This window comes from Rhodopirellula maiorica SM1 (assembly GCF_000346295.1).
Lineage (GTDB): Bacteria > Planctomycetota > Planctomycetia > Pirellulales > Pirellulaceae > Novipirellula > Novipirellula maiorica.
Map to the genome: position 1 here is coordinate 1 of NZ_ANOG01000399.1, position 7,123 is coordinate 7,123.

The 7,123-nt window shown below is 56.2% G+C and carries 5 protein-coding genes; 1 reads left to right on the forward strand and 4 read right to left on the reverse strand.

From position 1 onward, the window contains the following. Nucleotides 1-70: 70 nt before the first annotated feature. Nucleotides 71-1,369 (reverse strand): glycosyltransferase family 4 protein, encoded by a 1,299-nt coding sequence (locus RMSM_RS12905; protein ID WP_008696502.1) that lies wholly within the window; start codon nucleotides 1,367-1,369, stop codon nucleotides 71-73. Between the two features lie 313 nt (nucleotides 1,370-1,682). Here RMSM_RS12905 and leuB point away from each other — a divergent pair, with 313 nt between their 5' ends. Then, nucleotides 1,683-2,756, forward strand: a complete 1,074-nt coding sequence (leuB, locus tag RMSM_RS12910) for a 3-isopropylmalate dehydrogenase (RefSeq protein WP_008696503.1) — start codon at nucleotides 1,683-1,685, stop codon at nucleotides 2,754-2,756. A 209-nt stretch (nucleotides 2,757-2,965) separates the two neighbouring features. Here the strand turns inward: leuB and RMSM_RS12915 are convergent, their stop codons facing one another. The 3 genes from RMSM_RS12915 to RMSM_RS12925 form a co-directional block, all read right to left on the reverse strand. Then, complete coding sequence (locus tag RMSM_RS12915) at nucleotides 2,966-6,115, reverse strand: M28 family peptidase (RefSeq protein ID WP_081614139.1); 3,150 nt, start codon at nucleotides 6,113-6,115, stop codon at nucleotides 2,966-2,968. Nucleotides 6,116-6,182: 67 nt separating this feature from the next. After that, nucleotides 6,183-6,581, reverse strand: a complete 399-nt coding sequence (locus tag RMSM_RS42535) for a hypothetical protein (protein WP_008696505.1) — start codon at nucleotides 6,579-6,581, stop codon at nucleotides 6,183-6,185. Nucleotides 6,582-6,686: 105 nt separating this feature from the next. Further along, nucleotides 6,687-7,123 (reverse strand): DUF3500 domain-containing protein (locus RMSM_RS12925; RefSeq protein WP_040766205.1); only part of this gene is annotated, 437 nt, incomplete at its 5' end.

The following is a 7,123-nucleotide window of genomic DNA, read 5'->3' on the forward strand; positions in this document are numbered from 1 at the left end:
TCGGAGACATCCGGCGACATTGACTTCGACGTCGGTACAGCAAGCATTTTTCGCCGCGAGAATCGCTCGCTTAATCACGATGCCCGGCAATGACGAAATTGTCTCGCTGTGATACATGCGTGGGGCGAGCGTCATCGCCGTGATTTGGTGTACGAACCAGCTCAGGTGCATCGATCAACTTACGATAGACTTCGGCGGTGCCCCAGGCCATCGACAAATCGGAAAACGATTGAGTTTGTCGCTCATGCGCGGCTTCGGCCATCATATTCCAATCGTATTCGCCCGTCACCAACGAACGAATTTTGTTAGCGAGACTGACAGCGTTGCGAGGCTCGGCGAGCAAGCCTTCGACGCCATCGGTGACCGCTTCGGGGGTACCTTCGACGCGTGTGGCGATCACAGGGACCGCAGCCGCCATGGCTTCCAGTACAACCATCGGCAACCCTTCGCCGAACAAACTCGGTAAGACCAACGCATCCACTCGAGCGAGTTCACTGGGCACATCATCGGTAAATCCAACACGCTCCACATACCGCCGCAGTTTCAACCGATCAATCTGCTCATTGATCTCGCATTCATATTCGGCGGTTTCAAACGGCCCAATACAACGAAGCACGACATCAAGGCCATCGGCACGCAGGATTTCCAGCGCATCCAATACCACTTCGAGTCCTTTTCGAGGCCGCATCAATGCGACCATACCGAGTACCCAGCGACCGCCGACGACGGGGTGATGAATCCGCTCAGGCCGAATACTGGGCACACCGTTATGGACCACGGTGACGTTGTCTTCGTTTGCGCCTTTGGCAATACAATCGAGCCGCAGACTTTCGGAAACCGTGATCAAGTGTGAACAGCTCAACAGCGAAGCTCGCTCCATCCACGAGTTGATTCGATTGCTCCACTGATGGACCGAATCACGTGCCGCCGGACTGTGCACGTGATACACCCACGGGATTCCGGTCAAGCGGGATGCCGCCGATGCAACCATTGCGGTTCGCGGCGTGTGCGCATGCAACAGATCGTAACCGTACGCCCGCACCAAGTCACGAATGCGAAAGACGGCTCGCAGATCGAAGCGGCTTTTCATTGGCGCCAGATGACAACGCCCCCACTGAAGATCCTGTTCTGCGATCACTTGCGGGAATTTCCCTGGTTTGACGCAGACAAAATCGGCCGCGATACCAAAGTGGGGCAAACAGCGGCCCAGATGCGATTGAACTCGTTCGGCTCCGGAAAAATACTCGCCGTTGATCACGTGCAACACGCTGGCTTCGATCGAACACGGAGGTGATGCCGCCGGTTCGCTCGGCAGAACGACGGGGACCTGGACGGGGATCGACGTCAAATCGGTTTGGTTGTGGAGCATAGCGTGAGCGGAGAAAGTTTTTGGCTTTGATCGTCAGACCAATCAGGAAATTCTGCCGAGAGAATCTCGACGGATACTGAAACTTGGGACGGTCTTGCGACTTAGGCAGCCAGGATCCGGTTGAACGTTTCGGGCTTGTTCACCACTCGATCCGATTGACGCGGAGGTAGCGGTTGTGAGGGCCCCGAATCGATCGAGGGCACGGTCGTCTGGGGCCCTGTTTTTTCTAGCCTGACATCGGATTGGGCAAATCAGGTTGTTGGATTAAATTGGGGGCTTATCCCTTCGAACCTCTTGCCCCAAGGGCACACCGTTGAAAGCGAATCTCGTACTACTGCCAGGTGATGGCATTGGCCCTGAAATCGTCTCCGAAGCCCAGCGAGTCCTCGAAAAGGTCGCGGAACTCTTTGGCCACGAATTCTCGTTCTCGTCCCAATTGATCGGCGGTATCTCGATCGACAAAACGGGCGATCCTCTTCCTCAAGAAACGATCGACGCGTGCAAAGCCAGCGACGCGATCCTGTTGGGCGCCGTGGGCGGCCCGAAATGGGACGATCCTTCGGCCAAAACGCGTCCGGAAGCAGGACTGTTGAAAATCCGCAAGGAACTCGGACTGTTCGCCAATTTGCGTCCCATCAAGTTGTTCGATCAACTGGTCGATTCATCGCCACTGAAACGCGAAATCATCGAAGGAACCGACATTCTGTTTTTTCGCGAACTGACCGGCGGGATTTACTTTGGTGAATCCGGTCGCTCGGGTAGCGGGCAAGACGAAACGGCGTTCCAGTCGATGGCGTACAGCGTTGGCGAAGTCGAGCGGATCGTACGTATGGCGGCCAAGGCGGCTCAGCAGCGTGACAACCGATTGACCAGTGTCGACAAGGCAAACGTGCTCGAACCGAGCCGACTGTGGCGTCAAACGGCCGCTCGCGTGATGGCCGAAGAGTTCCCCGACGTCCAGTACGACGTTGTGCTTGTCGACGCGATGGCGATGCACTTAATCAACCGCCCACGCGACTTTGATGTCGTGGTCACCGGCAATCTGTTTGGCGACATCCTGACCGACGAAGCTTCGATGTTGCCCGGTTCGCTCGGGATGCTGCCGAGTGCATCGTTGGGTTCCGACGGACCTGGGTTATACGAACCGATCCACGGCTCGGCTCCTGACATCGCCGGGCAAGAACTTGCCAACCCATTGGCAACGATCCTGGCGGCGGCCATGTTGCTGCGTCATTCGTTGTCGTTGTTAGATGAAGCCAACGCGATCGAAACCGCCGTGGCCAGCGTATTGGCCGACGGGCTTCGCACCAAAGACATCGCTCGCGGTGGCGAGCACATCGGCACCCAAGCAATGGGCGCCGCCGTGGTCGAGCGATTGAAGAAGTAGTTTTGAGTGAGGACAAATGTGGGATAGGCTTCCAGCCTGTCGTTTTTCGAAATGGCAAGCTCGGAAGGCTAACCCATGGTGCGAAGCCCCCGTAGGCCGGAACGCAGCGAAGCGGAGTTCCGGCATCGTGGCGGTTAAGGATTTGCCATCACATTTGCATCTGCCGGATCTGCGTCGCTATCGCGACTTGATCCGGCCTACGTAAAGACCTACTCGCGGGCGGTCGGGGTGATTTTCATTGGCACCGTTTTTTCGCCTCGCTGGACGACGATTTCGACCTCTTCGCCGATCTTCAACGCCTCGATCGCATAGGTGTAATCGTAGATGTCCTCGATCTTGCGACCTGCCAAACGAATGATCACGTCTCCGCCGCTGACGCCTGCTTTGGCGGCCGGCCCATCGCCCGCAACGCCGCTTAGTTTCAAGCCTTTGACTTCGCCTGCGGCGTAATCGGGGATTGTTCCAAGATACGCAGTCAACACTGCTCGCGGAGCCTCCTCACGCTTCTCGCCTTCGTCGAGTTCAAATTTGGGCGGCTCAGCAGCGGTCAAGAAACCGCGAGTCAATAGTGCGAACAACCGAGCGGTTTGCGCCGCCCCGTCATAGTTCAATTTGTCCGCAGTATCACGAGGCGTGTGGTAGTCCTCGTGGGCCCCGGTGAACGCTGCCAGAATCGGTACGTCGCGGGCCACGAACGCCGAAGCATCCGTGGGCAAACGGGTGCTGGTTTTATCGAGCTGCAATTCCAAGCCCACCGGAACATTTCGCCGCTGGACTTCGCCAGCGAAACCAGGCGACGACCCGATCCCTTGCACGATCAACTTCTCACGCAGCCGCCCCACCATATCGAGGTTCAAATAGACGGCAATCGCCTGGGTCAACGGCTCGGCATCGGCAGCGACGCCGTGGGCGTGTGCCGCATGAGCGTGAGCCGCGCCACCGCCATGATCATGCGATGCGGGTTGCGGCTTGGGAGCATTCGGATAGAGACTGAAAAATTCGTTGACGTAGTGTTGCGAACCAAACAGTCCTAATTCTTCACCGCTCCAGGCGGCGATCAACAAATCACGCTTGGGTTTCAATCGCCCGGCCGCTTTTTCAGAAGCCAAATACTGAGCAATTTCAAGCATCGCGCCGACACCGCTGGCGTTGTCATCGGCGCCAAAGTGAATCAACTCTTGTTCATCATCGCGGGCCAAACTATTGCTGCCGCCGCCGCGACCGAGATGATCGATGTGAGCCCCGACCATTACGGCAGGATAGGTTTGCTGATTCGGCTTGACGGGCAAGCGCGCGATGACGTTTCGTCCCACTCCGGTTTTCCGTTCAATCTCGATCGTGGCCGAGACCGAAACATTTTCGAGCGGGAATCCCATTTGTGGTGAACCGTCGTCAAGCGAGCCCTGCGTTTTAGCCAAATCCTTATTCGCTTTCTCGAACATCTGTTTGGCAATTTCGTTGCTGATCGTTACCGCCGCGATACTAACGCCGGCCTGTGATGCGTTGCTATCGAACAGGATTAGCTCTCGCGTCACTTTGCTGGTCGGTCCGGCCACGAACACGATGCCTTTAGCGCCGTGGTCGCGAGCGACCGTGGCTTTACGTCGCGGCGAACTGTAGCGAGCCATCTCTTGCCGCCGCTCGGGCGTGATCTCTTGCGGCATATCTCGCAGCACCATCACCCATTTTCCCGCGACGTCCAAATGCACGTAGCTATCGTATTCTTCGACTTCGTCGCCACCAGGAACGTGCATTCCGTAGCCGGCAAAAACGACGTCGGCAGCATCGGTTTTTCCATCGTCGGAAAAGGATAGCGGTCGCCAATCTTCGTCCAACGCGAGCGATTTGTCGCCCAACGCCATCACGTTCTCCGACGTCAAACTCGATCCCGCAGGGAATTCGAACTCTTGGAAAAAAGTGTTACTGTCGCCTGCGGGTTCAAACCCCAAACTTTCCAAATAAGCCGCAACATACGCAGTTGCACGCCGCTCGCCGTCGCTGCCGGTCAAACGGCCAGCTAACTCGGGACGCGTCAAAAAATCGACATGCCGCATCACGTCCGTCGGCGAAAACTCAGGCGACGTATTTTCAGCGGATGCGACTGCCGCCTGCTTGTCATCACTTGAACCCGAGCCGAGTCCCAGCAATTGCCTCGCAAGCGTGTCATTCCAATCGCCCATGAAGATTTGGGACTGCTTTTGTTTTGTGCGAGTCGATGTCCACGACAACCGTTCACCATCAGGCAAGAAAACCGGCAGCCCATCAAAGCCATCGGTGTAGGTCACACGAACGGGTTCCCCCTCGCCGTCGGCCCGAACCAAGTACAGTTCAAAATTGGCAAAGCCGTGCTTGTTGGTGGTGAAGATTAAATAGTCGCCGCCGGGGTGATAAAACGGCGCCCAGCTCATCGCGTTAAAATGGGTCAAACGACGCACGTCGCTGCCATCGGTTTTCATCGTAAAGATTTCCGCGGTTGCTCCGTCTTCGGAGAAATGACGAAAGCAGATGCGTTCGCCATCAGGCGAGAAAAAGGGTCCTCCGTCGTAGCCCGGCTCGGTCGTCAAGCGGCGAACATTGGTGCCATCGGCGTTCATGATGTATAGATCGATCATGAAGGCCGGATCGATCTTGAACTTCTCTTGCTCGACTTCGCTTAATTCACGCGAATAGGCTTCGCGATTGGACGCAAACACGATCTGTGTTCCATCGGGGCTATAACTGGCTTCGGCGTCGTAGCCCTTCGCGTTGGTTAACTGCTTGTATTCACCTTGGGCGTTCCGTTCGAACAATTCGTAGTGCTCGTCGTAATCCCAAGCATAGCGGCGCTGTTTCCCACTGGCCCGCAGCTCCAGTTCGTCTTTCTGCTTTTGTTCTGCCGCGGGGTCGGCCTGGGTGCTGGCAAACAAGACGCGGTCGCCATCAGGATGGATCCACGCACAGGTGGTCTTTCCGATTCCGGGGGAAACCTTTTCGATGTCACCGGTTTCCAAATCCGTCACATAGATTTGATAAAACGGGTTCGCGGGATCACGTTCGCTTTGGAACACCATGCGTGTACCATCGGCGCTAAAATAGCCTTCGCCCGCTCGGCGACCTTCGAATGTGATTTGGCGAACGTGGTCGACCAAATCGAGTTCTTGTTGCCCGGTTTCGGGCGTTTGCAGTTGGGGTGCCGCAGCGTCGGCAGTCTTTTCGCCGGGATTCACATCGACGTCCGCTGGTGAATCGTTGTTGTCGGCCAGCTCGGTAGCGGACGACTCGGTAGCGGACGGAGGCTTTGCAAAGACCTCGCCATCGGAAACGAAACAACCAGCCACCAACGTGGCAACCAAAACGAACGAGTACAGGAGCCTCGACATTTTCAATCCATTCGAGTTAAGGGAAACGCGTAGAAAGCGAGTACAATTTTACGTGATTTTGTGAAGTTTAAGCGTCTTTCAGACCATGAGCGCCACGCAGGCAGATCATGTCTTCGCTCCAACGAGCGAACAGCGACCGCCGCTCGTCTTCGCAATCAAACACTCGGACCACGTTTATTTTGTGACGAATATCGTCTTTCACCAACCCGTAGAGATCATGATAAACCGGCGGCGGGTCCGCGATCTCGCTGTCGGCTTCGGCAGGGACTTGGCGAGCGGTCACATCAAAACGAAACACTTGCAGCCAACCGGGACGCTGGACCGCGACGATGCGTACGTTTCGAAACTTGGCGGTCCTGCCGTAGTAACCATTCTCTGAAAGGTGTTTGCGGATCGCTTCTTCCATATCGCGATCGCCGCACCAATTCTCCCAGCGTTGGCGGAGATGTTTCAGCCAAGTCAGCATGTCATTGTTTCCCCCTCGCTACCGTCTGCAGCGACCTTTTTCGCCGGCACGGCGCAAGTCACATCCCGCCTGCTTTCGCAGCGGTGCGACCTTTGTTAGGGAACTTTACTCGATTGGCAAGTCAAAATCGCCGGTCAGGTCGCGCCACACACAATGGATGTGATTGGCCGGATTCCCAGACGCATCGGCTTGTGTATTCACAAACTCGATCAAAAATTCCTTGCCGCGAATTCGGTAATAATGCCCAACACCAGGCTTTAGAGCCCCCGCCCATGCAAAGTGAACGTTCGACCAGCCGTTGGTTTCGATCAAATCACGACGCGATTGGGCGGTCTGTTCAGGAACAGCATCCGCGTAGACACCAACAAGTTTCTTCAGTAGTTCAGACTGTTTTGCATTGAGTTGGTCAAAGGGAATGCCTTCGGGTTGCCCCACTTTGGGTTGAGCTTCACCCGCGAATCGGATTTCCGCCAGAGCTTCGTCGGCGATCACGGCCGTTTTCTTTTGGGTGTCGCTGAGACTGTTGACCAACTCGAACCCGA